Origin of the sequence: Siphonobacter sp. SORGH_AS_1065 (assembly GCF_030818595.1) — a bacterium.
GTDB lineage: Bacteria > Bacteroidota > Bacteroidia > Cytophagales > Spirosomataceae > Siphonobacter.
Window position 1 is genome coordinate 2,421,650 of sequence record NZ_JAUTAM010000004.1, and the last position, 25,835, is coordinate 2,447,484.

General features: G+C 45.7%; 21 protein-coding genes. 13 read left to right on the plus strand and 8 right to left on the minus strand.

The window, feature by feature from the left end:
* Positions 1-49 precede the first annotated feature (49 nt).
* On the minus strand, positions 50-1,147 hold the full coding sequence (dprA, locus tag QE390_RS10720; RefSeq protein WP_307142126.1) for a DNA-processing protein DprA: 1,098 nt from the start codon (positions 1,145-1,147) through the stop codon (positions 50-52).
* Positions 1,148-1,336: 189 nt separating this feature from the next.
* Here dprA and QE390_RS10725 point away from each other — a divergent pair, with 189 nt between their 5' ends.
* The 9 genes from QE390_RS10725 to QE390_RS10765 all read left to right on the plus strand — a co-directional run bounded on the left by QE390_RS10725 (position 1,337) and on the right by QE390_RS10765 (position 11,738).
* Entirely contained in the window at positions 1,337-3,112 is a 1,776-nt protein-coding gene (locus QE390_RS10725) for a cytochrome c peroxidase (RefSeq protein WP_307142127.1), read from the plus strand.
* A gap of 107 nt (positions 3,113-3,219) precedes the next feature.
* Positions 3,220-4,242, plus strand: a complete 1,023-nt coding sequence (locus tag QE390_RS10730) for an SPASM domain-containing protein (RefSeq protein WP_307143544.1) — start codon at positions 3,220-3,222, stop codon at positions 4,240-4,242.
* A 198-nt stretch (positions 4,243-4,440) separates the two neighbouring features.
* Entirely contained in the window at positions 4,441-5,220 is a 780-nt protein-coding gene (locus QE390_RS10735) for a ParA family protein (protein ID WP_106635128.1), read from the plus strand.
* 65 nt (positions 5,221-5,285) lie between these two features.
* Positions 5,286-6,197, plus strand: coding sequence for a ParB/RepB/Spo0J family partition protein (locus QE390_RS10740; RefSeq protein WP_106635129.1), 912 nt, complete (start codon positions 5,286-5,288; stop codon positions 6,195-6,197).
* Between the two features lie 73 nt (positions 6,198-6,270).
* Complete coding sequence (locus QE390_RS10745) at positions 6,271-6,885, plus strand: DUF5683 domain-containing protein (RefSeq protein WP_307142128.1); 615 nt, start codon at positions 6,271-6,273, stop codon at positions 6,883-6,885.
* A gap of 125 nt (positions 6,886-7,010) precedes the next feature.
* Positions 7,011-7,730 (plus strand): 4-hydroxy-tetrahydrodipicolinate reductase, encoded by a 720-nt coding sequence (dapB, locus tag QE390_RS10750; RefSeq protein ID WP_307142129.1) that lies wholly within the window; start codon positions 7,011-7,013, stop codon positions 7,728-7,730.
* 74 nt (positions 7,731-7,804) lie between these two features.
* Positions 7,805-8,938, plus strand: coding sequence for a signal peptidase I (gene lepB, locus QE390_RS10755; RefSeq protein ID WP_307142130.1), 1,134 nt, complete (start codon positions 7,805-7,807; stop codon positions 8,936-8,938).
* 175 nt (positions 8,939-9,113) lie between these two features.
* Complete coding sequence (locus QE390_RS10760) at positions 9,114-10,724, plus strand: sodium/sugar symporter (protein WP_307142131.1); 1,611 nt, start codon at positions 9,114-9,116, stop codon at positions 10,722-10,724.
* Positions 10,725-10,862: 138 nt separating this feature from the next.
* Positions 10,863-11,738, plus strand: a complete 876-nt coding sequence (locus QE390_RS10765) for an inositol oxygenase family protein (protein ID WP_307142132.1) — start codon at positions 10,863-10,865, stop codon at positions 11,736-11,738.
* A gap of 231 nt (positions 11,739-11,969) precedes the next feature.
* Here the strand turns inward: QE390_RS10765 and QE390_RS10770 are convergent, their stop codons facing one another.
* Positions 11,970-13,160: a class I SAM-dependent rRNA methyltransferase gene (locus tag QE390_RS10770; RefSeq protein WP_307142133.1), complete on the minus strand. Its 1,191-nt coding sequence runs from the start codon at positions 13,158-13,160 to the stop codon at positions 11,970-11,972.
* Positions 13,161-13,742: 582 nt separating this feature from the next.
* The gene (locus QE390_RS10775; protein WP_307142134.1) at positions 13,743-14,693 is read right to left on the minus strand and encodes a zinc dependent phospholipase C family protein; all 951 of its coding nucleotides are present in this window, start codon (positions 14,691-14,693) and stop codon (positions 13,743-13,745) included.
* Between the two features lie 178 nt (positions 14,694-14,871).
* Between QE390_RS10775 and rpsT the strand changes: the two genes are divergently transcribed.
* Both rpsT and radC read left to right on the plus strand, forming a co-directional pair.
* Positions 14,872-15,135 (plus strand): 30S ribosomal protein S20, encoded by a 264-nt coding sequence (rpsT, locus tag QE390_RS10780; protein WP_106635137.1) that lies wholly within the window; start codon positions 14,872-14,874, stop codon positions 15,133-15,135.
* Between the two features lie 89 nt (positions 15,136-15,224).
* Positions 15,225-15,926, plus strand: a complete 702-nt coding sequence (gene radC, locus QE390_RS10785) for a DNA repair protein RadC (RefSeq protein ID WP_307142135.1) — start codon at positions 15,225-15,227, stop codon at positions 15,924-15,926.
* Here the strand turns inward: radC and QE390_RS10790 are convergent.
* Genes QE390_RS10790 through QE390_RS10805 form a run of 4 tightly spaced genes read right to left on the minus strand, consistent with a single transcriptional unit; the run spans position 15,904 to position 21,521 of the window.
* Positions 15,904-18,636, minus strand: coding sequence for a CHAT domain-containing protein (locus QE390_RS10790; protein ID WP_307142136.1), 2,733 nt, complete (start codon positions 18,634-18,636; stop codon positions 15,904-15,906). The two genes, radC and QE390_RS10790, sit on opposite strands and share 23 nt — an antisense overlap.
* Positions 18,602-20,170 (minus strand): S8 family serine peptidase, encoded by a 1,569-nt coding sequence (locus tag QE390_RS10795; protein WP_307142137.1) that lies wholly within the window; start codon positions 20,168-20,170, stop codon positions 18,602-18,604. The genes QE390_RS10790 and QE390_RS10795 overlap by 35 nt, the downstream gene beginning before the upstream one ends.
* Before the next feature lie 48 nt (positions 20,171-20,218).
* Positions 20,219-20,923 (minus strand): tetratricopeptide repeat protein, encoded by a 705-nt coding sequence (locus tag QE390_RS10800; protein ID WP_307142138.1) that lies wholly within the window; start codon positions 20,921-20,923, stop codon positions 20,219-20,221.
* Positions 20,924-20,939: 16 nt separating this feature from the next.
* Positions 20,940-21,521, minus strand: coding sequence for an RNA polymerase sigma factor (locus QE390_RS10805; RefSeq protein ID WP_106635141.1), 582 nt, complete (start codon positions 21,519-21,521; stop codon positions 20,940-20,942).
* Positions 21,522-21,664: 143 nt separating this feature from the next.
* Here QE390_RS10805 and QE390_RS10810 point away from each other — a divergent pair, with 143 nt between their 5' ends.
* Positions 21,665-21,925 (plus strand): response regulator transcription factor, encoded by a 261-nt coding sequence (locus tag QE390_RS10810; RefSeq protein WP_232793547.1) that lies wholly within the window; start codon positions 21,665-21,667, stop codon positions 21,923-21,925.
* Positions 21,926-22,118: 193 nt separating this feature from the next.
* Here QE390_RS10810 and QE390_RS10815 read toward each other — a convergent pair whose 3' ends face one another.
* Positions 22,119-23,558: a serine hydrolase gene (locus QE390_RS10815; protein ID WP_106635143.1), complete on the minus strand. Its 1,440-nt coding sequence runs from the start codon at positions 23,556-23,558 to the stop codon at positions 22,119-22,121.
* A gap of 266 nt (positions 23,559-23,824) precedes the next feature.
* Between QE390_RS10815 and QE390_RS10820 the strand changes: the two genes are divergently transcribed.
* On the plus strand, positions 23,825-25,807 hold the full coding sequence (locus tag QE390_RS10820) for a T9SS type A sorting domain-containing protein (protein ID WP_307142139.1): 1,983 nt from the start codon (positions 23,825-23,827) through the stop codon (positions 25,805-25,807).
* The last annotated feature ends 28 nt before the right edge of the window (positions 25,808-25,835 follow it).

Genomic DNA, 25,835 nt, shown 5'->3' on the forward strand with positions numbered 1-25,835 from the left:
GAAGGTTCCCACTGAAAGGTATTTCATGAACCGAAACCATGAACCAAACTTAAGAAAGTCCATACACTTTTCCGGGCAGACTTCGGATAAGACCCTGAAATTCCAAATTAAGTAACAAAGAAGCCAGCTTAGCCATGGGAATCTGTGATCGCCAGGCCAGATCATCAATGTGCTGAGAACCAGCATCTCGTAACAAGCTCATAATCTGACTCTCTTCCTGTGAAAGCATACTCAAATCCTGTAAATGATCTTTAGCATTAGCTGATTGTTCACCCCAATTCAAACTGTCCACCATCGAAGGCACATCAAGAAAGAGTTGGGCTTTGTTGTGATAAATCAGGAAATTACAGCCTTCCGAACCGGGACTTTTCAGATTACCCGGAATAGCGAAAACATCCCGATTATAGTTGTTCGCGTACTCTGCCGTTCCCATCGCTCCGCCTTTCTTCGCCGATTCAATCACAAGTACCACGTCAGAAAGCCCAGCAATGATCCGGTTTCGATTTAGAAAAAAACGTCGGTCGGGTTTGATACCCAAGGGTTGTTCAGACACAATACCGCCCAGTTCCTGCATCTGAAAAGCCGTTTTCTGGTGTTCTGCCGGGTAAATCGTATCAAGTCCATTGGCCATTACTCCAAACGTGGGTAAATCATATTTCAGGGCTGCTTTATGAGCAGTGATGTCAATGCCGTAGGCCAGTCCGCTTATAATGGCCGGTTGGTAAGGAGCCAATTGTTCCACTATTTCTTCAGTCAGGCGACGGCCATAATCTGTTGCTTTGCGGGTGCCTACAATACCCACCGTTCGCGGGTGGTTCATAGTTCCCTGCCCTTTAAAGAAAAGCACAGCCGGAGCATCGTAAAGCGATTTCAAACGAGGAGGGTAATTTTTATCCGTAAAAAACAGAAAAGTATAACCACCCTGGTCCAGCCGTTGAAGCATTTGTTCGGTCTGAACAAAGCTAGTCTTGGCAGCAATGGTTCGGGATAATAAGTCACCGATACCCCGGATTTTCTGAAGTTTTCCCGGAGGTAACTTAAAAACGGCCTCAGCCGACCCGCAGTTGGATACCAGTAAACGAGTAAGCATATCACCCACACCAGGCGTGAGCCATAAAGCCAATTGGTAGAATCGTTCGGAATACATACAGTTACTAAATAAAGGCTGATAAAATTGAATAATTTTGAGTATAAATAATCATAATGGCTTGATTAATACCTGAACGGTAAGGCTGATTAATTAATCATGATTTTTCTGAGCAGGCATTTTTGATGGCTAAAGAGCGGTACTTTTGAAGTAGAAAGGCACGTATCCTTCCCAAACTCAAGCTTTAATATGCCCCGTTTATGGATTTGTTTACTGCTCATCATAGCCTTGCCTACCTTACCGTCTTGGCGGTCGGAACGTACGCAGGCAGATGACTTGAAAGAACGTTTTCGCGAGCGACTGGCAGAATTTAACCGGGCCACCGAACGCCTCGAACGAAGTTATCCCCTGGATACCCTAAACTCCCGTGAATCTTTTTTGAAAGCCCGGCTTGCCTACAAGCGAATAGAATGGCTGGTGGAGGGGTATGACCCCATCATGGCCCGGCAGATGAATGGCCCGCCCGTAGAGGAAGTTGAAATGGAAGATCAGTTGTTGATCGAACCGACAGGGTTTCAGGTAATCGAAGAAATCATTTTTCCCCGACTGGATACAACCCGGCTGGATGAGCTGCAACAGGAGTGCGAAGAATTGCAGGCCAACGCCCGACTAGTAGCCAAACATCCCTGGCTCAATGAGTTACAGACGGTGCATTTCTGGGATGCCCTGCGGCTCGAACTGGCTCGTATAGGTACATTGGGAATTACGGGGTATGATTCACCCGTGGTGCATTACTCCTTGCCCGAAGCCCTGGCTTCGCTGGAAGGCTGCGAGGATTTGATTAATGCCTATGAAGTAAGTGCTGAAACGGAAGCGTATCTAGAGAAAACCAAAGCTGCTTTAAAAGGTGATTTTGATACCTTCGACCGGGCCGAATTTCTGATTCAGTGCCTGCGTCCGTTGTGCCAGTCGTTGCAGAAAGATCAACAACGGTTTGGGATTCCGGCGTTAAGAGACAATGGTCGTTTTCTTGCAACGGATGCCTGGTGGATATTTGATAAAGACGTTTTTCAACCTGAATTGTACAGTCCGCAACCCGAATGGCCCGCAACCGAAGGCCGCATTGCCCTGGGCGAAAAGCTTTTTGAAGAGCCCTTACTTTCGGGAAACGGGCAGCGAAGTTGTGCAACCTGTCATCAGCCCGGGCAGGCTTTTACCGATGGGTTACCGAAAAGTCAGGCCCTGGGTCATCAAGGAACCGTAGCCCGCAATGCTCCTACGCTTTGGAATGTAGCCTTGCAGGCGACTTTGTTTCAGGATGCCCGCTCGGCTTCGCTGGAAATGCAGATTGCGGATGTGATGAAAAATCCGCTGGAAATGAATAGCTCGCTTTCAATCGCTGTATCTAAGTTATCTCAGAACAAAAGTTATAAGGAAGCCTTTAGAAAAGCGTATGGTTCGGAGGTAAAGTCAGATCAGGTTATGAACGCTCTGGCGGCTTACTTACGCTCCTTAATCCGGCTGGACTCCCGTTTTGATCAGTTTATGCGGAGTAATGCCCATGCTCTTACTGCCGAAGAAAAACGCGGTTTTAACCTCTTTGCCGGAAAGGCGAAATGTGCCACCTGCCATTTCATGCCTTTGACAAATAGTATGTTACCGCCTTCCTATGAACATTCGGATGTGGAAGTATTAGGTGTTCCGGCTCAGGCTGAGCTGGATCACCCCACGCTGGACTCCGACTGGGGAGCTGGAAAGATCGCCAATTTCAGTGTATTACGTTATGCTTTTAAAACGCCGACGCTACGGAATGTTGAACACACGGCTCCTTACATGCATAACGGCGTTTTTAAAACCCTGGAGGAAGTCGTGGAGTTTTATGATCGGGGCGGTGGTCAGGGCATTGGGCTGGACGTTCCAAACCAGACTTTGCCGCCCGAACCACTGGGATTAACCGTTCAGGAAAAGGCCGATTTGGTCTTGTTTATGAAAACTCTGACCGATGTACCTGATTCACAGAAATAGAAAATTTCAGAGCCACTCTGGAATAATTCACCAAGAAATGCAGTTAGCCTTTCACGAATGCCGATTCTGAAATGTAAGCAGGCATTGGCGTTCGCTACAAACCTATGATCAATCGAAATCTTGTCGACGGGCTTAATTTTGTTTCCAAACTCAACGCCAAACGGGTTTGGAATGGCCTCAAAGTCGTCTCCAGTTATATAGAATCCAAGATTACCCAAAAGCCGGTTCACCGGGGTTTACCTATTGCTTTATCGTTTGAGCCGACGACTTCGTGCAACCTGCGTTGCCCCGAATGCCCGAGCGGGTTACGTTCCTTTACGCGTCCGACGGGGATGCTGGAAGGAGATTTATTCAAACGAACCATGGATGAAATCGGAGATGAGCTACTGTACTTGATCTTCTATTTTCAGGGCGAACCGTATTTACACCCGCAATTTCTGGACATGGTTCAGTACGCTTCCCAAAAGAAAATTTATACCGCTACCTCCACCAACGCCCATTACCTGACGGATTCCTACGCGAAAAAAACGGTTGAAAGTGGGTTGGATCGGTTGATTATTTCCATTGATGGTACAACGCAGGAAGTCTATCAGCAATACCGGGTAGGGGGAAAACTGCACAAGGTTATCGAAGGAACAAAAAACATCTTGAAGTGGAAAAAGGAGCTGAAGTCTCAAACGCCACACGTGATTTTTCAGTTTCTGGTCGTGCAGCCCAATGAACATCAGATTGAAGAGGTGAGGCAGTTAGCGGCTGAGCTAGGCGTAGACGAAGTGGGTTTGAAAACCGCTCAGATTTACGATTACGAAGACGGCGATCCGCTGATTCCGACGATTGACAAATATTCCAGGTACGCCAAAGAAGCTGACGGCAAGTATCGCATCAAAAATAAGTTTATGGATCACTGCTGGAAAATGTGGCACAGTTGCGTCATTACCTGGGATGGGCTGGTGGTTCCCTGCTGTTTTGATAAGGACGCAGAGTATCGGCTGGGAGATTTGAAAGAACAGTCCTTTAAAAGCCTCTGGAAGTCAAAAGCATACGAACAGTTTCGGGCTTCCCTGATACGAAGCCGTTCTGAAATAGAAATGTGTAAAAATTGCACGGAGGGAACGAAAGTTTGGGGGTAATGAGTTCTTTTTCAGGCTATTAAATAGATTTCATAAATTAGTAACATCAATATTTATAGTAATAAGTAACTGATTTTCAATAAGTAGACTTTCCGGGAGTCTACTTATTTTTTTTTGCGTGAAACTTTCGTGGAACATTCCTAGGCAATCCGACTGAATGTTCGCATCTTTGAAATTCTAACGCACCGAGTTTAACGTATGGCCAAAGTAATTGCCATTGCCAACCAGAAAGGGGGCGTCGGGAAAACCACCACGACGATTAACCTGGCCGCTAGTTTGGCAACCCTGGAGTACCGAACTTTGATTGTAGATGCCGATCCACAGGCAAACTCTACTTCAGGCTTGGGCTTCAATCCGAAAGAAATTGAGAATTCCATCTACGAATGCATGGTCGATGGAATTAACGTCTCCGATATTATCATTCAAACCGACATTGATTACCTGGATCTGATTCCTTCGCACATTGATCTGGTCGGTGCTGAAATCGAGATGATTAACCTGAAAACCAGGGAAGAGAAAATGAAGGAAGCTCTGGCTTCCGTTCGGGATGATTACGATTTCGTAATCATTGACTGCTCGCCTTCGCTGGGTCTGATCACCATTAACAGCCTCGTGGCGTCTGATTCGGTTATTATTCCGGTTCAGTGCGAATACTTTGCTCTGGAAGGTTTAGGCAAGCTGCTCAATACGATCAAGATTATTCAGAGCCGCCTGAATACCAACTTAAGCATTGAAGGGATCTTGTTAACGATGTACGACCTGCGGGTACGGTTATCGAATCAGGTGGTGAATGAGGTAACGGCTCACTTCCAGAATATGGTGTTCAATACCATCATTCCCCGTAACATTCGCTTGTCGGAATCTCCCAGCTTTGGCGTTCCCGCCATCGCCCATGATGCTGACTCGAAGGGAGCCATTAGTTACCTGAATCTGGCTCGGGAAATTCTTACCAAAAATGGCTTAGTAACTATTGATTGAGAACGTGTTTAGGATTTAGAGCAACGAAAACCTCGAACGACTAAGTCTGAACAGGGAAGGAAGATATGAATAACACCAATAAAAAACGGGTTGGGTTAGGACGTGGTCTGGGAGCCTTATTACAGGACTCAGACTCGGTCAATAGCCGGCCCAGTGCCACCCCACTATCGGCTCTGGAGCACATTAGCTCCATGAACGAGATTAATGTTAATTTTATTGAAACCAACCCTTTCCAGCCGCGTACTCATTTCGATGAGGAATCGTTACTGGAACTGGCGGAATCGATTAAAATTCAGGGTATTATCCAGCCAATCACGGTTCGCCAGTTAGGCCGTGATCAGTATCAGCTTATTTCTGGCGAACGGCGATTGCAGGCTTCCAAACGGGCCGGGTTAACGCACATCCCTGCGTACGTTCGGACGGCCAATGACCAGCAAATGCTGGAAATGGCTTTGATTGAGAACATCCAACGCGAAAACCTGAATGCCATCGAAATCGCTCTGAGTTATCAGCGGCTGATTTCGGAGTGTAACCTCCGTCAGGAAGAACTGGGCGACCGCGTAGGGAAAAACCGGACAACGGTTAATAACTACATTCGTCTGCTGAAACTTCCTCCAGTGATTCAGGCTTCCCTGCGGGATAATAAAATCTCAATGGGTCACGCCCGGGCCATTATTAACATTGACGACGTTGATACACAACTAAGTTTGTTCAAACGCATTGTTGATGAAGACTGGTCCGTACGGCGGGTAGAAGAGGAAGTTCGTAAAATTCAGAACCCTGAGCTGGCGGATTCGAAGACGAAAAAGGTGCCATTGAAGCAGGAAATTCGGAATATTCAGTTCCGTTTATCTTCGTTTTTTGGTTCAAAGGTTTCGATTAAATCGGACGAAAAAGACAAAGGCGAAATTCGCATTCCCTTTACCAATCAGGAAGATCTGGAGCGAATCATTGGTGCTTTAGGTGAGTTATCATAAGAATATTTAACAGTTTTTAGAAGTGATACGAAGTAATTCAGAGCGTTCTTTGGCCTTTCAATTTCCGATAGCCATGAAATATCTGCTTTACTTCGTATTGTTTTTAGGGTTAACCCAGTCGGCCTTCGCTCAAAAAGTGGATTCGCTGGAGATCGCCAAAGTGGGTGTAGACTCGCTGGTAAAGACGATTCCGGCTCCGAAGGGTAAGCTCAAAAAGCCTCTGAATATTGTTCCTCGCTACGCAACGTACAAATCTTTGGCTTTGCCTGGTTTAGGGCAGGCTTATGTCCGCCAATATTGGACGATTCCTATCATTTATGCTGGTTTTGGTGGGTTAGCTTATGCCATCCATTGGAACCAGATACGGTATAAGGATGCTATTGGAGGCTGGCAAACCCTGATTAATGAGAAGGCTACAACGGTTCCGGTTCAAATTGGAAATACTTATTATCCAGCATTGACTGAAAATCAGTTACGACAAGCAACCGCACAATATCGCCGTCAACGCGATTTATCCATCATTGGCTGTGTCGTTTTATATGCCTTTCAGTTGGTGGAAGCGAACGTTTCGGCTCACTTAAAAACGTTTGATAATACCGACGATATTTCCCTGAAATTTAAACCCGGCGTTCGAACGGACTACGCAAGTACGCCCATTGGCATTACTGCCGTTTATACATTTAAGTAACTGAGTTTGAATGTTGTTTGATAAAACAGGTTTGAAATTTGAATAAAGTTTGAAGATTTTCACACGTTCTTAAACATTCAAACAGCCTCAAACTACATTCAAACTTTCCTCATACAAGAATTAATATGCGAATAGTACTCTTAGGTTACGGAAAAATGGGCAAAGTCATTGAACGCATTGCTCAGGAACGTGGCCACGAAATTGTAGGTCGGATTGACGAAACCAATCGGGAAAGTTTTTCCGAATTTTCTCCCGCGACCGCTGATGTGGTTATTGAGTTCAGTCACCCCTCGGCGGCTCTGCAAAATTTGAAAGATTCCATTGGTCAGGGCTTACCCACCGTTTGCGGAACGACCGGCTGGCTTGAACATCGCTCCGAAATTGAGGCCCTCACTGCTAAAACCAGCGGAGCTTTCTTCTACGCTTCCAACTATAGCATTGGCGTCAATCTGTTTTTCCGTATCAATAAGCGACTGGCTAAGTTAATCAGTCCTTATCCCCAATACAGCGTGGAAATGACGGAAGTCCATCATATTCATAAACTTGACGCTCCCAGCGGTACCGCGATTACGTTAGCCGAAGGAATTCTGGAAACGAATGACCGTTTATCCCAATGGGTATTGGAAGAAGGCGACGGACAAACTACCTTGCCGATCCATGCCGTTAGGGAAGGTGAAGTGCCCGGAACGCACATCGTTACATATCAGTCAGAAGTGGACTCCATCGAGATTAAACATACCGCTCACAATCGTCAGGGTTTCGCCCTCGGGGCAGTGGTAGCCGCTGAATGGCTGGTAGGTAAAGTAGGCGTGTTCGGAATGGACGATTTATTAGGAGAAGAGTAATGTAGTTGCTGGTTATGGGTTGTCAGCATATCTAACAACCCATACCTAACAACCAATACCTAAAACAAAAGATAATGGAAGTAAAAACGGCTCAGCAGGGTCAGCCTAAAAAACAAAAATCGGCCTTTCGCGAGTGGATTGATTCGGTCACGTTTGCAGTGGTAGCGGCTACGCTCATTCGCTGGTTATTTCTGGAAGCTTATACCATTCCAACCCCTTCGATGGAAAATAGCCTGTTAGTGGGTGATTTTCTTTTCGTAAGTAAGTTGCATTACGGAACCCGCACGCCCCAAACGCCTTTGCAGGTTCCTTTAACCCACCAGAAAATCTGGGGAACGAATATTGATTCGTACCTCGACTGGATCAAGTTACCCATGTACCGCCTGCCCGGTTTTTCAAGCGTGAAAAATGGCGATGTTGTGGTTTTCAACTACCCTGACTCTCTACACTTGCCGGCTGATCTACGTCCCAATTACATCAAGCGTTGCATTGGTATTCCCGGCGATGTTGTGGAAGTTCGTGATACGCAGGTATGGATCAATGGCAAGGCGATGGAGAATCCCGAAAAGATGCTTGAACCGTATTTCGTTCATACGAAAGAACAGTTGGACCAAAAGTTTTTTCTGAAATACGATATCTGGAATCGTCAGAACGAATCACGTAACTGGACTGAACATTTTGACATTGATTCTGTACGTAAAGAAACGGTCCTAACGGGATATGATGTAACCACGAGTGCAGGAGTGGTGAAGCAATTTCAGGACATGGGACTTCAGGTAGAGCCACTAATATACCCTAAAGGTCAGCAGGATCTCAGTGTCTATCCTAACTCTCCTTTGTTTAACTGGAATCGGGATAATTACGGTCCGATCAAAATTCCTAAAAAAGGGGAAACCATTCAGTTGACTACTGAAAATGTTGCTTTGTACCGCGATGTTATTGAAAACTACGAATACAATGATAAAGTAGAAATTGATGGTACTTCGGTAAAAATCAATGGTCAGGCAGTTTCGACTTATACCTTCAAACAGGATTATTACTTCATGATGGGGGATAATCGCAGTAACTCAGCCGATTCGCGTTATTGGGGTTTCGTTCCTTCCGATCATATCGTGGGTAAGGCTGTATTCGTCTGGATGTCACTTGATCCCGAAGGAACCTTCCTTAATAAAATCCGTTGGAAACGTCTGTTCCGCCTGATTGATTAAGTAATTTCATCGATCATAACTGAAAGCCCGTGCTGAAAACCAGCACGGGCTTTTTTAATAGGTTGTATGGGTTTGAGATAAATAATTAAATAAATAATCCTATTTTGTGGTCCGATACCCCACTCATCTTCCTGAAAGGATTTATCTCTAACCTCCTAAAACTTTTACAACCGAAATGCAGGGCTTGCAAAGTATTGATTACGGTGTCTTTTTGATCTATTTTCTACTGGTTTCCCTCTACGGGTACTGGATTTATCGTCGGAAAAAGTCCAGTGAAATCAACACCAAAGATTTCTTCCTGGCCGAAGGTTCTCTGACCTGGTGGGCCATTGGAGCTTCGCTGATTGCCTCGAATATTTCGGCTGAACACTTTATTGGCATGTCTGGCTCGGGTTTTGCGATGGGTCTGGCCATTTCTTCCTACGAGTGGATGTCGGCGGCTACCTTGATTATCGTTGCCATTTTCTTTATCCCGATTTACCTGAAAAACAAGATTTATACCATGCCACAGTTTCTGTCGCAGCGGTATAATGACACAGTGGCCACAATCATGGCGATTTTCTGGCTGTTGCTTTACGTCTTTGTTAACCTTACTTCCATCCTGTATTTGGGAGCTTTAGCGGTCGAAACCATCTCGGGGGTTCCATTCACGTATTGCATGTTTGGACTGGCTCTATTTGCCATTTTCATTACCCTGGGTGGTATGAAAGTAATTGGATACACCGATCTGATTCAAGTGGTAGTGTTAGTCATGGGTGGTGTAGCGGTAACCTTTCTGGCTTTGCAAATGGTCTCGGATCAATGGGGAGGAAGTGGCGTCATGGATGGATTAAGCTTACTTCGAACCCACGCTGACGGGCATTTTCACATGATCTTCTCGGAAGGGCATCAGTATTATTACGAATTACCGGGTATGGCCGTGTTGTTTGGTGGTATGTGGATTAATAACCTGAATTACTGGGGCTGCAATCAATACATTGTACAGCGGGCTCTAGGGGCTGATTTACCCACGGCCCGTAATGGAATTCTGTTTGCGGCTTTTCTGAAGTTAGTTATACCCCTGATCTGCGTGATTCCCGGCATTGCGGCGTATGTACTCTACCAGAATGGAGCTTTCCAGCAGGAGATGGTCGATGCAGCGGGAAATGTCAAACCCGATCATGCCTATCCCACATTAATGAATTTGCTGCCGAACGGATTGAAAGGTCTGGCTTTTGCGGCCTTGACTGCCGCTATTGTGGCTTCCCTAGCGGGTAAATGCAATAGTATTTCGACCATTTTTAGTCTGGATATTTACAAGAAATTTCTCAATAAAGACGCTTCTGAAAAGCAGACGGTCTGGATTGGTCGTATTGCGGTTTGGGTGGCTTTCGCGATTGCCCTCATGATTACTCCGCAGTTGCGACGACTGGAACAGGCCTACCAATTCATTCAGGAATATTCGAATTACCTCACTCCCGGAGCTTTCGCTCTGTTTTTCCTGGGCTTATTCTGGAAACGAACGACCTCCACGGCGGCTCTGGTGGCCGCGAGTTTATCAATTCCCCTGGCTTTATTATTCAAGTTTGTTCCTGAAACGCCAATTCCTTTTCTCCACCGTACGGGCTGGTGCTTCCTGATTCTGGTGAGTATTATGGTGGTAGTGTCCCTACTGGATTCCGCCAGTAAGTTTAACCCCAAAGGCCTTACCTTAACCCGAAGCATGTTTCGCATTTCACCCTCTTTCGTGGTGTTCTCGGTATTAGTCTGGGGAATTATTGCGGCTTTGTATACCGTATTCTGGTAAAAGCTTAGTATTTGAATTGTGCAAAATTATAGTGGTATGATTCAGTAATTATAAAATTCTATTACCTTTGAAAAGAATGATAACTCATTCAATCTCAAGAGCAAAAAACTATTTCTTACCTTACAAAACCGGCTTACAATGAAAAACGAATTCACTGCTGAAGAAAAGAATCCGCTGGCTAGTCTGGATGTGTGGGAGGATGACGTACTCGAGCGTTACCCCGAACCCCAGCAAACGGCTAAAGCGAAAGATGAATTCAGAAATTATGAAAACCCCGAGCGTGATACCGTTCGTGAGTTTTATCGACTGAATCACACCTATCAGACGTATGATTTTGTTCAGCAAAAGAAAGCGGATTTTCTGAAGTTTGACCGGAAAGAAATGCCCATTTGGGAAGCTTTTGATTTTCTCAATACCCTCGTGGACGACTCTGATCCCGACATTGAACTGGATCAGTTGCAGCACTTACTCCAAACCTCAGAAGCCATTCGGGCCGACGGACATCCCGACTGGTTTGTGTTGACCGGGTTATTACATGATATGGGTAAAGTGTTATGCCTCTTCGGCGAGCCTCAATGGGCAGTCGTGGGTGATACATTCCCGGTAGGTTGCAAACCTTCAGATAAGATTGTTTATCCCCAATTCTTTGAAGCCAATCCTGATACGAAGGACGAGCGATATAACACAAAATACGGTGTTTACGAACCTAATTGCGGTTTACGAAACGTACACATGTCCTGGGGACACGATGAGTATCTGTATCACATGATGAAGGATTACCTGCCTGAATCAGCTCTGTACATGATGCGTTACCACTCGTTCTACGCTCAGCACCGCGAAGAAGCTTACGATCACCTTATGGACGATCATGACCGCGAGATGTTCAAATACGTTCGTTTATTCAATCCATATGATCTGTATTCAAAAGCTCCGGTGCCACCGAATGTGAAGGAACTGAAGCCTTACTATCAGGATTTAATTGCGAAGTATCTGCCCGCAACGATTAAATTCTAGAGATAGACCTATAATCTGTCATTTCGAACGTAGTGAGAAACCCTACTCTAGAAATCGGATAATTTATTAGGAGGCAGTTACTATCTGCCGTAGGAGAATGATTGGTAATTTGAGTTAAAGTTTTTTTCTATTGTTGTCCGCGGCTGTGTACACGGATGCCTGAGAAACACGGACGAACAGCTACTACCAATAAATAAAGGAGCCGATTCAACAGTGAATCGGCTCCTTTATTTATTCTACGTATAAAACTAAACCCTTCAGGTAATGACCTTCGGGATGGAAGAAGTTCACGGGGTGATCAGGGCCTTGTGAAAGGTGATGTAATACCCGAACCTGCCGACCGGCTTCAATGGCTGCTGCAACGATGGTATTGTAGAACAATTCACGATCTACGACTTGTGAGCAGGAGAATGTGAACAGAATACCACCCGGAGCCAATCGCTTGAGCCCTTCAATGTTGAGTCGCTTATACCCCTGTACGGCCCGGTGACGAGCGTCCATGCTTTTGGCATAAGCCGGGGGATCGAGAACAACGACGTCATACTGCTGATCGTGCGTTTTCAGATACTTCATTACGTCTTCCGCGTAGGCCTCATGCGTGGGTTGACCACCTTCGTGATTAGCAGCTACGTTTTGCTCAACCAGACGAATGGCTTTTTCGGAAACATCAACCGAATGAACCAGCGAAGCCTGAGCTGAAAGAGCATAAATCGAGAAACCACCGGAATAACAGAAGGCGTTGAGCACCCGCTTGCCTTTTACGTACTTGGTTAATAACTGACGATTTTCGCGTTGATCCAGAAAAAAGCCCGTTTTCTGGCCCGTTTGCCAGTCAATCAGGAAGGTATGACCATTTTCCAGTACGGGATGAGGTAAGCTTATCGTCTCTTTTTGCCAGAGGTAACCGTTCTGAACCGATTGGGCATAACGATCGGGTAAGGTTTCGTGGCTTTTATCGTAAACGCCTAGTAACTGATCGCCGTAAAGCGTTTGCAAAGCCTGAGTAATGCTTTCGCGTTCGCGGTGCATGCCGACGCTATGGCCCTGAAAAACGACTACGCCGTTGTACCAGTCAAGAATCAGACCGGGAAAACCATCGCCTTCGCCGTGCACGAGTCGGTAGCAGGTCGTATTCGTAAACTGAAGTGCCTGCCGTACGCGTAAGGCTTTCTCCAAACGCTTGAACCAGAAATCAGCGTCGGGCGTAATGGGTTCGAACGAAAAGAGCTTAACCGTGATCGAACCTTCGTGGTAATGACCCGTGGCGAGGTAATTTTTCTGATGATCGACAACCTCAACCACTTCGCCATCCTGTGGCTTCCCGAAGACTTTGGCAATAGCACCCGAAAATACCCAGGGGTGAAAACGACGAACGGGGGCGTCCTTTCCGGGCTTTAATATGATCTGAACAACTGATTCCATTAGGCAAAGATACGGCGGACTTGGGGTTGTTAGTTGCTGGGTGCTGGTTGTTGGGTAAAAGTTGTTGTTAGGGGGAAAATTAAGTAGGTAACCTAACCCTCCCTACCGTCAAGGTTGGTGTCTTCACCAACCATTACTTGCAGAGAAAGGCTAGTAGGGCCCCAGCCGAAGCGTCAGTGAAGAGTATGGGTGAAAATGGGTAATAAAAATCTACCAAAAGCTACTACCGCCAAGGTTGGTGTCTTCACCAACCATTACGTGCAAAGAAAGGCTGGTAGGGCCCCAGCTAGAGCGTCAGTGGTGGTTATTGGTTATTAATATAAAGCTATTCGCAGGAGAAAAATAAGCGGGTAAAAGAACATCTAGAAATTCGACTCAATGCTTTCAGGAAATTAGCTAAGAAACTAATTAATAAAGGCCCTTGACCTGGAACTTAATAGTACACAATAGCACTGTCCAACAACCAACAACCAACAACCAACAACCAACAACCAACAACCAACAACCAACAACCAACAACCAACAACCAACAACCAACAACCAACAACCAACAACCAACAACCAACAACCAACAACCAACAACTACTCCTCCGGTCGGATGCCGAGCAGTTGCTGGAGCCAGGAGCGTTTTTCCTGAGCTTCGGATTTTTTATCCTGCTCAGATAACTCTTGAAGGGTATTCAAATCGGGCTGTCCTGCGTCGATCCAGCAGGTATACCAGAAGTCACCGATCATTTTGATGGAAGCCCGCATCTGTTTTTCAACCTGATGATTCAAGGCCTGATGGTAACGCTCGGAAAAATCGCGGGAATAGGTTTTCTGATGCGTAGCTCCCCGTTCTTCAATGCTGTATTTTCGAGTTACCCCCAATTCCTGCGTTAACTGCGTTTCCAGTAAAAACAAAGAATCCAGGCAATGATGAGCCTGTTTCACATTGGCCCAGGCTCGCTGGGCGGGCGAACGCACGTATTCGGCAGGGCCCACAAAGAAGTCGTATCGCTCGGCGTATAATTCGGGCAGGCGACTTTCCCAGAAGGCATGAATGCCTTCCTGTCCCGTCAATTGACCATTGTAATTTCTAGTCGTATGTAACGGCACATTACCATCGGCAATGTAATGGCCTAACTCTGCCGAAAGCTTGAGAATGCGGGACGTATGATGCTCCTTGAAGGCCGCTGTTAGTTGATACTTCATCCGTTGAATTTGCCAGGGGACAATGCCGTGAGCATTGAGCGTATCCTCACCCCAGAATGCCACCGCTTCTTTCCAGTAAGGCTTCGCCCAGACGCTGTCGCCGTAGGCTTCCACGTCGAGGTAATGACGGGCGGCTTCTCCCACTACCGCGTAACGGCGTTTGTCGGGATTGACAGAGTTCTCCATCAAATACACCAGATGTTTTTTGTAAAAGCGGGCCATTTCTGGGGGTAAGGTAAAAATGGCGAGGCGATTGATGCGTTGATGGGCGTAGAAACCCCAACTGAAAGCCAGAGGACTAGTCAGAAAGCAAAAAATAAAGATAGATACACGTTTCATGGGTGAAGCAAGTCTTAGGGGGGTGAAGGAAGGCTGGTTACTATTTTTTTGGATAGCTAATTTGAAGTAATTCACCGGATTAGTAAAGAATTTTTGAGACAACGGCTGGAGTTTTAAAAAGAAAGACTTACTTTTGCATTCCTATTCCGAAAATCCATAGTTCCAGTAATATAAAGACATGGCAAACCACAAATCAGCTCTGAAACGGATCCGTGCTAACGAAACAAAACGCCTTCGTAACCGTTTCCAGCATAAAACGACCCGTACGTTCATCAAGAAACTGCGTAGCACTACTGATAAAGTAGAAGCTCAGGATCTGTACAAAAAAGTTTCTTCGATGTTGGATAAACTCGCGAAGAAAAATGTTATCCACAAAAACAAAGCAGCAAACAACAAGTCGAAGTTGGCAAGATTTGTCAACAAACTGTCAGTAGCAGCTTAAGTAGCGGATTGCTCATTGATCGAACGGTAGGACACCGTTTGTTCGGAAGCCTTACTTTTGTTAGTAAGGCTTTTTTGCTATATCCACCCATGAAAACTACTTACCCGGCGGCTCCAACGATTAAGACCTGGGCCGAAGAGGATCGCCCCCGCGAGAAACTGATGCTAAAAGGTAAAGCTGCTTTGAGCGATGCAGAGTTACTGGGCATTCTGATTAACTCCGGTATTCAGCAATACACCGCCGTTGATCTGGCAAAGCTGATCTTAAGCAGCGTTAATCACGATCTGAATCAACTGGCCAAGCTCAGTATTAAGGAATTATCCAAATTTAAGGGCATTGGAGAAGCTCGGGCGATTACCATCGTTTCGGCTCTGGAAATAGGGCGTCGTCGCAAAGAAACCGAACCGCAGGCCCGAGTCTCCATTACCAGTTCTTACTCGGCATATCAGGCATTCCGCCCGCATTTGATGGATTTACTGCATGAAGAATTCTGGGTGTTATTACTGAACCGAGCCAATCATGTGATTCGTCCTGTCCAGATTTCTACGGGCGGAGTCGCAGGAACGGTAGCCGATCCCAAATTAATCTTCAAACATGCTCTGGAACACTTGGCCAGCGGTATTATTCTGGCTCATAACCATCCTTCGGGTAATCTTCAACCCAGTCAGGCCGATAAAGATTTGACCCGAAAGCTGAAGGAAGCAGGAAAGTTACTCGATATTCCGGTATTGGATCACCTCATTATTTCTGATCAGAAATACCTCAGTTTTATGGATGAGGGACTTTTGTAGCAGTCCGTTTTCGATACATCAGTAATCCTATAATAACCAGTATAACTCCGGCTGCAATGCCCGCATAGGCAGGAATAACGCTGGGATTTTCAATAGGAGTGGTAGAGCCAATCTGGATTAAAGCAGCCCAGTAATAGGGTAGCTGATATTCCTGAGCATTAAGCCATTGTACTTTGGCTCTTTGCAAAGCGATGTCCTGGGGTAATCCTTCTGATAATTGCTGGTAAAAATGTTCAACTAGTGTATAAGTGGCCTGATCCTGTACGCTCCAGAGCGTAGTGACTGTACTCGGAATACCCAATGCCGCAAAGCCGCGAGCCAGACTAAAAACCCCTTCTCCTGTTTGGTTCGTCCCCAGTCCTGTCTGGCAAGCCGAGAGCACTAATAATTGCGTTCGGAAAGGGCGATTGATGTTTAATTCTGACAATTTCAGGGCCGAATCGGCAAAGTAGAGTACGGGTTCGGTATGATCTGAAACATGGGCGTCCGCGTGCGTAAAAAGCTGTAAAATTCTAAAATCGGGTGCTTCCGATAGAAAAGTAGCTTTAGTGGCCGATTGATGCGTTTTGGTCTGAGCAAAAGGGATGGACTCCGCAATATCCGTTAGCGATTGAGCGGAACCCGGCAAATTTGATTGCTTCAAGGAGGCTGAAAATTGCTCAGGAGCCATGCCTAAAAAGGGCTTTTGCCAGCTAGAAACAGGTCGTTCGCGAAGCAGAAACCGGGCCGAATAGGTATAACTAAAAGCCTGCTGATGTACTAAATAGGCATTTGGTTGGGTGGGGGAATTACTGAATGCTTCAAAGGGTAAAAAAGCCCCATCCAACGAAATGATCATTCGGGGAGAATGCAAACGCAATGGCGTTACCAAGCGACGATAAAGCTGATAACCCGTTTTCTGCAATTGCTGAACTTCCTTTTTACGAAGGTCAGGACTGGAGCATAATTTCAGAAACTGGTCGGCTTCGTGATTAAATCCGGTCAGTGGTAACTTACGGAGAACGGTTTTGTCTGGAGTAATGCCAATGGCATAAATCGCGTCATCCCCAAGAAAATAACTCACAAAAGCCTGATCTTTAGCTAATAATTTTTGCTGAATGGTAGTAATCGACGGCACCTGATTATCATAACGATACTGAAAATAGGCAGGATTACTCTTGCGTAAGGATTCAATGAACGCCTGCTGAGCTTCGTGTTGATTGAGTAATTGATTGGATAATCTTGTATAAGCCACCGAACCCGGCGTTTCTGGTTCAAGCTTTTTTAGGAGGTCTTCCTCTTGAGCCCGGAAGTATAGTTCTTTTTCAGCCAATTGAGGCGAAAGTTTCTGATTGGCATTTAACTCATTAAGTCGATCGTTTAATAATACGGCTCTACTTTTTTCCAGGTAATAAAAGGCCAGTGGTGCGTTTCGCTGAAGAAAAGAGGCTTCAATGGCCTGCTCGTATAATAAGTGAGTATAGTTTCGCCAGAGCAGTTTCGACTCTGTTGCTTCGTGACTCATCCGCATGTAATCCACCATCTGATCGGCAGTAGCGAAAGTAGCTAGGGCTTGAGCTAGGTTTTGAGCCGTAGGTTTTTGCTTATAAATCAATAATTCTACCGAGGCCTTTTGCTTGATTAACGTGAATAAATATTCTTTTCGATAAATACTCTGGATAACCTTTGCTATGGGATTAGTGGATTGATTTTCAACGTAAGAAGGGATGATACTTTTAATCCCTTTGTTGATTAACTGTAAGGCTGACGAATAATCCCCTTGTTTTAAAGCCAGCTTACCAAGAAGAGTATATAATCGAGCCTTAGCGTGAGGATTCTGGGCTATGGTTAATGCTTTTTCGTACTGTTGCCGGGCCTGGGTGAACTTATATTCATTTTCGGCTAATAAACCAGCGACAGTGGCTATTGAAACCTGGGCATCCGTTTGATTAGGGGTAAGGAGTTCCGTAGCTTGCTGTAAATAGGCTCTGCTAGCGGAGTATTCCTGGCATTGTCGGCTAATTTCGGCGGCTAATTTGTAATACGCCCAAGTAAGTAAATTAGGGTATTTGCGGGTTACTTCCAGCAGCGAAGTTATTACCACTTGAGCTTCTTCAAGACGGTTTAACTCCATCAATGCCTGAGCCTGCTGGTATGAACTCTCCAGTTCGCTGTCTAACTTTTTCGCCAGTCGGGCGAAGTGCACGCCTTCGGTGGCAGAATTCAGAGCGGACTGGTAATCGCCGAAGGAATGCTGTAGATACGAAAGCTGATAAGATGCGGCGGCGGCCCATTCCAGTTGTTTTGATTGGCGACTCACTCGAATGCTTTCCTGGAGAATTTGCTGAGCTTTCTGGCCCTGATTCATTTCGATCAGGTATGCTCCGTAGCGGTATAGGTGTTTGGCTTTTAAAGACGGAACGTCATGCTTTGTAGTTTGGATGGCTGCTTCAGCAAATTGTTTTGTTGCTGGAAAATTTCCTTTCAGGTAGTATTGTAAGGCTAATTCGCCCAGTAATTCACTGTAAATGGAATCCTGCGGAATGTGACAACGGAGCCATTGGGTTCGGAGCTGCTCCAGTTTTATTCGTGATGAAGCCTGAGCTTTCATACGAAACCACTCCCGATGCATAAAAGCGGAATTGGGGCATTGTCCGAATGCCCCAATTCCGCTGATCAGGAGTACCAGCAGTAATTTAATACGAAAGCATATAGAAGCCACCTCTGACATATTGCCTTAGGGATTGATCTTTCCGAATCACTCCTTTTTGCTGAAGAACCGAGAAGTATATTTTCTTCAAGGGCTCATTCGGGCTTTGCTGAATGGCCCTTTGAATATCCATGAAATACCGGGCGGCAATGCCCACAAAAACGGGCGTAGCGTAGGATGAACCCTGAATGGAAGCGGGTTCCTGATAGCCCGGCGTTTGAATGGGATAGAGATTCCGAAAACTTCCGTCTTGAGTCTCGATACCCAGATTGACAAAGCTGGAAGAGTAATTTTCGTAAGGGAGCCGCTCATGACCCTTAATGTCGAGGGCTTCATCAATGACTTTGGTAATAGAATTCAATACTTGTTCTGCCTTGCTTTCCTGACAGTCACATTCCTCTTTTGGCTCGCAGGTCAGGGTGGTGACGGTTACTACATTGTCCAGTTCCAGACTGTAACAGGCAGGGTATAAACGCTGTACGGAAATATCATTGGGGAATCCGTCAAAATCGGTATGGTTACCCGCCGCAGCGGCAACCAGGATTTTCCGCTCGTTCATTTGTTCCAGTAAATCCCGCAACAATGGAATTTCACTACCATAATACCCAAAGCTGGCATTGACTATTCGGGCTCCGTTATCCATGGCGTATTGAAGAGCACAAAAGACCTTATCCAGCGATCCGAAGCCGTAATGATCAAACGTTTTGAGAATCATCAATGCGGCATTTCCGGGAGCCAGGTAATGAATGATATGAGCGATTTTACTGCCATGACGCAGCACATTATCATCCGTAGGCTGATTACCAGACTCCGACTCAAGCGTGGAGAAATTCCAGCCAATCTGTTCAAGTTCATGCTGACGGCGGCAGGGGTCTTCGAATTTTTTATACCAGAAAGGCAGTGGATAACGAGGATTATCTTCAATACCCGTATCCAGAATGGCAACTACTAAACCATCCGTTTTGGCCTGAATCTGACTCCAGTCCTTTGCGTAATCATTCCAGCGTTCCAGGGGCTTTACCTCCAGCGAATCTTCATTGACCCAGGCCGAAGGCACTACATAGTTTAAAGAAGATTTGATAGGAGGCTGCGTGGTATGTGGTCCAGGAGGTTCTTGCACCCCTTTAATTTCCAGACATTCGTGCAATCCTTCACCCTTGAGTAGAAACAGACTATCATTTAGACACTGACATTCTTCAACGGACTGAATTTGTGTTTTTTTACCATTTTGATCCACTAAATAAATAGGAAGGCCACCAGTTTTATTTGCGTTTTTGAAGAAATTCATTATTTCCTCACGACCCTTAAAGATTTTATAGGGGTTAGATTCGTCAGCGGGAAATTCGAGGTAATCCAGTTGAATTAACAACTGATCTTTCACCGCAAAGCCGGTTCCCGAAGAAACCTCTACAATGTGATCGTACGTACGGTTATTCCGGAAAAAATTTCTAATCTGCTTTTGAGTTCTAAAAGTGGGCGAGGGAGCCTGTCGTTTAGGATTTTTTTCGGACTGGCTGGAAGGACGCTCCGGTCCATCGGGGGAGTAGTGTTTCATAGAAGCAATGAGGTAAAAAAAGGTTGATTGGTTGGGATAAATAATGGGTTAATCGAGCCACTCGGTGGCTTGGGTTTTGCCGGGTAAGTTTTCCTGAACGACCCTTTTCAGTAACTGTTGAGCCTTGGCCTGATCGTCAGTCTGGTTACGCTGGATACGAGCCAGGGCTTCGTAAAAGGGCCCCGGATTTTCGTACAAATCCGTTTGACTTAATTGCTGAAAATACTGAATCGCCTTATCATAGTTTTTGAGACGCATCGCCGTAATTCCGGCAAATTTCAGAGCTCGGGCATCTTTTGGGGCGTGTGTTAACTGGACTTCAAACACCTGCTCAGCCTGAGGGAATTTCCCCTGATTGTAAAGGGTAATTCCTTTCTGTAATGAATCCGTAGCGTTTCCCATCGTTAAGCTTAACTGCTGGAAATTCGTGTTGGAATAAGCCATGACACGCTCCGTCAGATTCGGTTGACTACGATTCCATACGAGCCAAAGAATGGCCAATAACACCACCACAGCAATGCCCGCAGCGATGGAAAAGCGGGGTTTTCGTAGGGGTTTAACCGCAGGTGCTTTTTCCCATTGCTTTCGCTTTTCAGCTAGTACTTCCAGCCGGGCGGCCTGATGGGCTTGCCAGTAAAAAGCCGCTGCCGAAGCCAGTTGAGGGTTTTCCTGAATTTGTTTTTCAAAGGAAGCCTGTTCAGTAGCTGACATCTCTCCCTGAAAAAAACGTTCAATTTGTTCTAATTCATTCATTGGATGGTGGGTCTCGTTAACGGGTACGGTAGAGTGTCCTTAACTTTTCCAGGCACCGCAGTCGGCTGGTTTTGGCTACTGCCGAGCTTTGGTAATCCAAATTCCGGGCGATCTCTTCGTCAGAGAATCCTTCTCCCCAGGCCAGAAGCATACGCTGACATTTTTCGCCCAGCAGGGTTAATTGTTGTCGGAGGTAGCTTATTTCACTGTCCGAAATCAGGTTTTGCAGGATGGAACGGGTTTCGTCTGCAATACTTAGATTATCGAGTGAGAGGCCCTGATGGACACTTTCGCGATTAGTCGAATTTTTACGAACGAGGTCAACACATTTGTTATAAAAAATTTGATAGAGGTACGTTTTCAGGCCCGAACGACCTTCGTAACGCTGGGAAGAAATATGTTCAATGACGGTAAGAACGGCGTCGGAATAAGCACTGGCAGATTCGTCGGGGAGCAGTTGATGCTTAAACGTGGCTTCCCGAATCAGATAGCGAAACTGATCGTACAAACAGTTTTCACAATTCCGGCGATTCAGGCCTCCAGCCCGGATTCCTGCGATGAGATCAGCATCGGAAAGGGTACGTTTAAAAAAAATCATGTAACTGAAGTTAAGCTTAGAGTTCCTGTAAACTAGGGAGTTACTGATTGATTTTTTAAATGTGGGAATTTTTTTTGAAAAGTTGTTACCCGAAGTGCCTGAATAATCGACTAAGAAAGCAGAACGCAAAAAACAGCTTTGTCATGTCAAGTCTACCTCAGTCTCATCGTCTGTACGTCTCTCCGAGAGAATTGCAGTCTGCCAATACCTCTTTAACCCTTCGGGAAGGCGAAATTCTGGCCTGTCTAGCTCAGGGAATGAGTTACAAAATGATTGCGGCTGAATGCGGCATTACCTTCAATACGGTGCAAACCCACCTGAAACGAATCTACATGAAACTGAACGTAAACTCAGCCACAGAAGCCATTCTGACGGGTTTGCGTAAGGGAATTATCTCCTTATAGTAGTAAAGTTCAACCTTCAACTGATGAACAATAAAGGGCTGACTCCGCAGGAATCAGCCCTTTATTACTTGTGAATAGGTAATTAGAGAAAGAAAAGCATACTCAAAATAATTGAAGAACTTGTGAAACAGAAGTGAGTATGATGAGCCATAAAAAACCGGATCAGTTAATTCCTGATCCGGTTTTGCATTCGTTATCTTTTCTTCTTTTTTTTCTGGATTGCCGCCTTTTTCCTGATGGGTGCTCGGCGGGAAACGGCTTTTTTCTTCACGGCCCCTTTCGCTCTGAGGTGTGAACGATGCACCACTTTTTTCTTGACTACCGGAGCTGCCGGTAACATCTTGTAAAGATCGGCGAGAGATAACTCGGGAGCGTTGTCGCCGCCACCCTGAAGGCCCTCGCTAATCATGGTATCATCGCCATTTTCCGGATCAACGTTTTCGCCCCGCAAGAAGAACCGGGCCTTCTCGGGATATAAAATAGCCTGCACCATTTTTACCTGAGAAAGGTAACTGTTGGCCACGTTTGAAAGTAGAATAATCGTACTTTGATCGGGGCGATTTCGCATAAAGTAATTCTTGAATCCATGCCACCAGCCCGTGTGAAACGTTAACCACTGGTTATTGGGGACTTTTTGTAAACGCCAGCCAAAGCCGTAGTTTTTAGTTACGAGACGGGTGTCATTGCTGGCAGGTAAAAAGGCCTCCTGCAAGGCTTTCTGACTGATGATCTGCTCGGTATACAAACCCCGGTCCCACTTGAACATATCTTCTGCGGTGGAATACAGGCTTTTGTCGCCGGTAACGCTGTCGAGGTAATCAATTGCAAAAGAACGTCTGCTACCGGTATAGCCCGTGGCGGCGGTGAGTAAGCGATTGGTGTTGGTGCCGTCAAAAACGAAGGTACTTGTCATGCCAAGCGGCTTGAACAGATGTTCTTCCGCATATTTACTGAAGGGCTTTCCGCTCAATTTTTCGACGATGTATGATAACAAGACGTAGTTAGTATTATTATAATGAAACCGAACGTCGGGGTGACCATACGGAACGGGCTTGTACTGGCAAAGCTTTTCTACTACTTCTTTATTACTCAGCGGTTGTGATTTGTCGCAATATTTTTCTAACCCATACTGATAACTCGGTAGACCGGAGCGGTGGGTGAGCAAAAGCCGGATGGTAATCGAAGAATCGTAAGGGAAATTGGGAATGTATTTATAAACCGGATCGTCGTAATTCAGTAAGCCTTTTTCTTTCATCTGCATGATAGAAATCGCCGTGAATTGCTTGGAAACCGAAGCCAGCTGAAAAGGAGTGGTAGTCGTAAGGGTATCACGTAAGGTCAGGTTTTTGTAACCAAACGCTCCTTTGTAAATCACCTGCCCGTATTGAGCGACGAGCACGGTTCCATTAAAACCGTATTTGCTGTGTAAATTATGAAAGAACGTATCGAGCTGACCTGCTTTCCGGGTTGCCTCGATTGGATTGAAGCGTTTGGCGATGCTGTCGTTATAATGAGCTAGCATCGGATTTTCTGCCACAGTTACTTCCGAGGCGTCTTTGGGACCCTGGGAACAACCTAACAAACAAAATAAACCCGAGATGATAACAACAGAACAGAAACGAGCAACAGACACAGCAAATCGGAGTTTTAATATGGGAACTGAACAAAATTAACCGTTAATCTTTTTTAAATCATACAAGCCAACAACGAAAATGTTGCAGGTAGATTATGAATTAATTTGAAATTCAGTCCAGGCATATACGGATAGACACCTGAGCTGGCTTTAAGTAAAGTGAAAGTTTATAGAGCTATTTTAAGACTACGATGGATTGAATGTCAGCATATTTCAGCATATTGTTTCCGAATTCCCGCACGAATAGCCCCATCATCTTTCACTCAATGAACCGACTCTTTACTTGCCTGTTCTTACTATTGACTCATTCTTTTTTAAACGCCCAAATCACCTTTACTAAAGCTCCACTCGATTATCAGCTATTTCCCCGAAATGCTCAGTCGGAGGGGCAGATTCTCATTAAAGGAACCGTAACCGACGCGGCAGCAACCAGGGTTTCGGTACTGATTCTGAGAGGTCAACAACCGTATCGCTATAGCTCCCAGAACTTAACTTTTCAGAATGGCCAGGCAGCTTTTTCGCTGAAACCTTCCATCAAAGCTGAAGCCGTGGAATATTTGGCTCGCATTTATCTGATAAAAAATCGGGATTCCTCTTTGGTAATGACGCGTATGAATCTGGTAGCAGGCGATGTCTTTCTGATTGGCGGGCAATCCAACGCCGTTGCCGGGGGCGAGGGCGGAAGTTACCAATCCTACAATCCGCAACTGAATGAATTTTGTCGAACCTTTACTACCAATTACCCCGGAGAAGGCCCGAAATGGGCTGTTGCCAATGGAAATAATATCAACGTGGGGGTTTGGGGAACGGAAATTCAGCGGCTTATTCACCAGAATCATCAGATGCCAACCTGTATTCTGAATAATGGGAATGGCGGTATGCCGATTCGTTACTTTAGTGATCGAAATGATGATAACCCCACGGATGATAACACGGCGTACGGGCAATCGCTCAATCGGAGTATTCAGGCGGGAGTCAGGGATTTTGTAAAAGCCATTTTCTGGCGACAGGGGGAATTTGAAGTAGGAGGTACCTCATCTGAAATCACTAGTTATCCCCAGTATTTTGACCGACTCTATAAAGGCTGGCATCTGGATTATCCGAGTCTTAAGAAAGTATACGTAACGCAGACGGGCATTCAGCCTGTGATGACGAGTTCTTTAGCTCCAGCCCTGCGGGATTTTCAGCGACGCACGTCCCGGATTTACCCGGATGTACAGACGATTACCGCCATCGGGCTGAAAGAGTCAGACGGCATTCATTATGGAAGCGGCGGACACGTGCAGTTTGCCCATAATTTATACCCACTGGTTGACAGAGATTTCTATAACTCAACGGATACACTTCAAATCCAATCGCCCGACCCTCGCCGGATTTATTACTCCAATCCCGAACGAACGCAGGTAACGTTAGAATTCGACGTGGATCAGCAAATGGTTTTTCAGAACCAGGTCAATGTTATCTCTAAACTCAATGGCTGGGTTGTTACCTATCACATGCGGGAGTTTATGTATTTCGATGGGGTAAATAACCAACTGGATTCGGGTTGGGTAGAAGGGTATAAAGTGCATCTGAAATTGAAGCAACCATCTTCCGCTCAGAAGCTTACCTATTTGCCGGATTATTTTCCGGTGGGGCATACGGATGTTTACCCAGGGCCGTACATGCTGAATCAGCGGAATCTTTATGCCTTTAGTTTTTACGAAGTCCCAATTGAAAGTTATCGACCTTCCCAAACCCTGCAACTGGTTCAGGTAGGCTTATACCAAACGCAGTTGAGATGGAATACGCTGGCCAATACACGGCAACTGGTACTGGAACGGCAGGGTGATCAGAAAGCGTTCAAAACAATTGCTACCCTTGCTTCAGGAGTCTCGAATTACACCGATGACAGTGCTCTGCCGGGGCAACGCTACATTTACCGACTTCGAACCAGCTTAACCACGGGTGAGGAAATTGAATGCCGTTTGCTGGTTATCATGCCCTTACCTACTATGACGAAATCATTACAATCGTGGGAGGTGATCGTATCGCCTAACCCTGTTCAACAGGAGGCTTTGCTGAAATTCAATCGGGCAATGGTTTCTGAAGTCACTATTTACGACCTAAATGGACGCCAGTGCTGGCACCAAACCAGTTCCGAAAGTCAGGTTAGGGTATCGCTTGGTAACCTTCCTGATGGGGTTTATGTGTTACGGGTACAAAGTTCGGCGGGAATGCATACGCAACGTTTACTGGTTCACCATTAATAAATTACCAGAATTTTTGAAAAAAATC

Excerpts from the sequence above, each read along its gene's own strand:
- dprA (WP_307142126.1), bottom strand. The coding sequence starts at position 1,147 with ATGTATTCCGAACGATTCTACCAATTGGCTTTATGGCTCACGCCTGGT.
- QE390_RS10725 (WP_307142127.1), top strand. The coding sequence starts at position 1,337 with ATGCCCCGTTTATGGATTTGTTTACTGCTCATCATAGCCTTGCCTACC.
- QE390_RS10735 (WP_106635128.1), top strand. The coding sequence starts at position 4,441 with ATGGCCAAAGTAATTGCCATTGCCAACCAGAAAGGGGGCGTCGGGAAA.
- QE390_RS10740 (WP_106635129.1), top strand. The coding sequence starts at position 5,286 with ATGAATAACACCAATAAAAAACGGGTTGGGTTAGGACGTGGTCTGGGA.
- QE390_RS10745 (WP_307142128.1), top strand. The coding sequence starts at position 6,271 with ATGAAATATCTGCTTTACTTCGTATTGTTTTTAGGGTTAACCCAGTCG.
- dapB (WP_307142129.1), top strand. The coding sequence starts at position 7,011 with ATGCGAATAGTACTCTTAGGTTACGGAAAAATGGGCAAAGTCATTGAA.
- lepB (WP_307142130.1), top strand. The coding sequence starts at position 7,805 with ATGGAAGTAAAAACGGCTCAGCAGGGTCAGCCTAAAAAACAAAAATCG.
- QE390_RS10760 (WP_307142131.1), top strand. The coding sequence starts at position 9,114 with ATGCAGGGCTTGCAAAGTATTGATTACGGTGTCTTTTTGATCTATTTT.
- QE390_RS10765 (WP_307142132.1), top strand. The coding sequence starts at position 10,863 with ATGAAAAACGAATTCACTGCTGAAGAAAAGAATCCGCTGGCTAGTCTG.
- QE390_RS10770 (WP_307142133.1), bottom strand. The coding sequence starts at position 13,160 with ATGGAATCAGTTGTTCAGATCATATTAAAGCCCGGAAAGGACGCCCCC.
- QE390_RS10775 (WP_307142134.1), bottom strand. The coding sequence starts at position 14,693 with ATGAAACGTGTATCTATCTTTATTTTTTGCTTTCTGACTAGTCCTCTG.
- rpsT (WP_106635137.1), top strand. The coding sequence starts at position 14,872 with ATGGCAAACCACAAATCAGCTCTGAAACGGATCCGTGCTAACGAAACA.
- radC (WP_307142135.1), top strand. The coding sequence starts at position 15,225 with ATGAAAACTACTTACCCGGCGGCTCCAACGATTAAGACCTGGGCCGAA.
- QE390_RS10790 (WP_307142136.1), bottom strand. The coding sequence starts at position 18,636 with ATGTCAGAGGTGGCTTCTATATGCTTTCGTATTAAATTACTGCTGGTA.
- QE390_RS10795 (WP_307142137.1), bottom strand. The coding sequence starts at position 20,170 with ATGAAACACTACTCCCCCGATGGACCGGAGCGTCCTTCCAGCCAGTCC.
- QE390_RS10800 (WP_307142138.1), bottom strand. The coding sequence starts at position 20,923 with ATGAATGAATTAGAACAAATTGAACGTTTTTTTCAGGGAGAGATGTCA.
- QE390_RS10805 (WP_106635141.1), bottom strand. The coding sequence starts at position 21,521 with ATGATTTTTTTTAAACGTACCCTTTCCGATGCTGATCTCATCGCAGGA.
- QE390_RS10810 (WP_232793547.1), top strand. The coding sequence starts at position 21,665 with ATGTCAAGTCTACCTCAGTCTCATCGTCTGTACGTCTCTCCGAGAGAA.
- QE390_RS10820 (WP_307142139.1), top strand. The coding sequence starts at position 23,825 with ATGAACCGACTCTTTACTTGCCTGTTCTTACTATTGACTCATTCTTTT.